This window comes from Mycobacterium sp. (assembly GCF_036488105.1).
Classification (GTDB): domain Bacteria; phylum Actinomycetota; class Actinomycetes; order Mycobacteriales; family Mycobacteriaceae; genus Mycobacterium.
In genome coordinates, this window is record NZ_DASXHW010000524.1 from 1 (window position 1) to 3,171 (window position 3,171).

Sequence of the window (3,171 nt, forward strand, 5' to 3'; positions counted from 1 at the left end):
CGGTCGAGAAGATCGAACTTCTGCTCAACCCGGCGTATGTGCCGTCATGCAACCTCAACCCGATCGTGTCGTGCGGTTCGGTGATGACGACGCCGCAAGCGTCGGCGCTGGGTTTCCCCAACTCGCTGATCGGTATCGGCGGATTCGCCGTCGTGACGGTCACCGGTGTACTGGCGGTGACGAAAGTGCCGTTGCCACGGTGGTATTGGGTCGGGATGACGCTCGGGACTCTGGCGGCCACGGGGTTCGTGCACTGGCTGATCTACCAGAGCCTGTACCGCATCGGGGCACTGTGCCCGTACTGCGTGGTGGTGTGGGTGGCGACCATCTCGCTGCTGGTGGTGGTCGCCTCGATCGCGTTTGGCCCGAGTGGTGAACACCGCGGTGGGGTGGTTGCGCGTGAGCTCTACCATTGGCGGTGGTCGATCGCGACACTCTGGTTCACCGTCGTCTTTCTGCTGATTGTGGTCCGGTTCTGGGCCTACTGGTCAACGTTGATCTGAACAATCGAAGATAGGGATACAAGTGATTTCCAAAGTGCTGGTTGCCAATCGCGGCGAGATCGCCATTCGGGCATTCCGGGCCGCCTATGAACTTGGTGTCGGCACCGTCGCTGTCTATCCCTATGAAGACCGAAACTCGTTGCACCGCCTGAAAGCTGATGAGTCCTACCAGATCGGTGACATCGGCCACCCGGTACGCGCATACCTGTCGGTCGGTGAGATCGTCGCCACCGCCCGCCGTGCGAGTGCTGACGCGGTGTATCCCGGATACGGCTTTCTCTCGGAGAACCCCGAATTGGCGGCTGCCTGCGCGCGGTTCGGCATCACCTTCGTCGGCCCCAGCGCCGAAGTGCTTCAGCTGACCGGTAACAAGTCCCGTGCGGTCGCAGCGGCGCGCGAAGCCGGCCTGCCCGTCCTGGCGTCTTCCGCGCCGTCGGCATCGGTCGACGAGCTGGTATCCGCCGCGGCCGCCATGGAATTCCCGTTGTTCGTCAAAGCGGTTGCCGGGGGCGGCGGCCGCGGGATGCGGCGGGTCAGCGAGGCAGACGCACTGCCCGAAGCCATCGAGGCGGCCAGCCGGGAAGCTGAATCGGCGTTCGGCGATCCGACGGTCTACCTCGAGCAGGCGGTGATCAACCCGCGCCACATCGAGGTTCAGATCCTGGCCGACACGTACGGCAACGTGATCCACCTCTACGAGCGGGACTGCAGTGTGCAACGACGGCACCAGAAGGTCGTCGAGCTGGCGCCGGCCCCCAACCTGTCTGAGGAACTGCGCGCGAAGATCTGTTCCGACGCAGTTGATTTCGCCCGCCACATCGGCTACAGCTGCGCGGGCACCGTGGAGTTCCTGCTCGACGAGCGCGGGCATCACGTCTTCATCGAGATGAATCCGCGAATCCAGGTCGAGCACACCGTCACCGAGGAGATCACCGACGTCGACCTGGTGTCCAGCCAGCTGCGCATCGCATCCGGAGAATCTCTGGAAGATATGGGCCTGCGCCAAGAGAACATCCGTCCGCACGGCGCGGCGTTGCAGTGCCGAATCACAACTGAAGATCCGGCTAATGGATTCCGGCCGGACACCGGGCGCATCAGCGCCTACCGAAGCCCGGGTGGGGCGGGGATTCGGCTGGACGGCGGTACGAATCTGGGCGCCGAGATCAGCGCCCACTTCGATTCGATGCTGGTCAAGCTGACCTGCCGGGGACGTGACTTCCCGACCGCGGTCAGCCGGGCCCGGCGCGCGATCGCTGAGTTCCGGATCCGGGGCGTCTCGACGAACATCCCGTTCTTGCAAGCGGTCCTGGACGACCCGGACTTCCAGGCGGGTCACGTCACCACATCGTTCATCGAGGAGCGCCCGCAGTTGCTTACGGCGCGATCGTCGGCCGACCGTGGCACCAAGATCCTCAACTACCTGGCCGACGTCACGGTCAACAAGCCGCACGGCTCGCGACCGTCGGCGGTGTACCCGCACGACAAACTGCCCGATGTCGATCTGACCAAACCGCCGCCGCCCGGTTCCAAGCAGCTGTTGATCGAGTTGGGGCCGGAAGGATTTGCGCGTTGGCTGCGCGATTCCTCGGGCGTGCGTGTTACCGACACGACCTTCCGCGACGCCCATCAGTCGCTGTTGGCCACGCGGGTGCGTACCAGCGGGCTGAACATGGTTGCCCCCTATCTGGCCCGGACCATGCCGCAGCTGTTGTCCGTGGAGTGCTGGGGCGGCGCGACATACGATGTGGCACTGCGGTTTCTGAAAGAGGATCCCTGGGAACGGCTCGCTGAACTGCGCCAAGCGATGCCCAACCTCTGCCTGCAGATGCTGCTGCGAGGCCGCAACACCGTTGGCTACACGCCGTATCCGGAGCTGGTGACGTCGGCGTTCATCGAAGAAGCCACCGCCACCGGGATCGACATCTTCCGGATTTTCGACGCGCTGAACAATCTTGACTCGATGCGCCCGGCGATCGACGCGGTGCGCGAAACAGGTTCCGCCATAGCCGAAGTCGCGATGTGCTACACCGGCGACCTGTCCGATCCGGGCGAGAACCTCTACACGTTGGATTACTACCTGAACTTGGCCGAACGGATCGTGGCTGCGGGTGCGCATGTGCTGGCCATCAAGGACATGGCCGGGCTGCTGCGACCCCAGGCCGCAACGCAATTGGTCGGAGCACTGCGGAGTCGCTTCGATCTGCCGGTGCATGTGCACACTCACGACACGCCGGGGGGTCAGCTTGCCAGCTACATCGCCGCCTGGCACGCGGGTGCGGACGCGGTCGACGGCGCGGCGGCACCGATGGCGGGCACCACCAGCCAGCCCGCGCTGAGTTCGATTGTCGCGGCCGCCGCGCACACCGATTACGACACCGGGTTGTCGCTGTCGGCGGTGTGCGCGCTCGAGCCGTATTGGGAGGCGCTGCGAAAGGTGTACGCGCCCTTCGAATCCGGGTTGCCGGGGCCGACCGGGCGGGTTTACCACCATGAGATCCCCGGTGGTCAATTGTCGAACCTGCGTCAGCAGGCGATCGCGCTGGGTCTAGGGGACCGGTTCGAGGAGATCGAAGAGGCCTACGCCGGTGCCGATCGAGTGCTGGGCAGGCTGATCAAGGTCACGCCATCGTCGAAAGTGGTTGGCGATCTGGCGCTGGCGTTGGTCGGA

The 3,171-nt window shown here is 64.7% G+C and carries 2 protein-coding genes; both read left to right on the top strand.

From position 1 onward, the window contains the following. Window positions 1-503 (top strand): vitamin K epoxide reductase family protein (locus VGH54_RS27620; protein ID WP_331515315.1); only part of this gene is annotated, 503 nt, incomplete at its 5' end. 22 nt (window positions 504-525) lie between these two features. Continuing rightward, window positions 526-3,171: pyruvate carboxylase (locus VGH54_RS27625; protein WP_331515316.1), on the top strand; the 2,646-nt coding region annotated here is incomplete at its 3' end.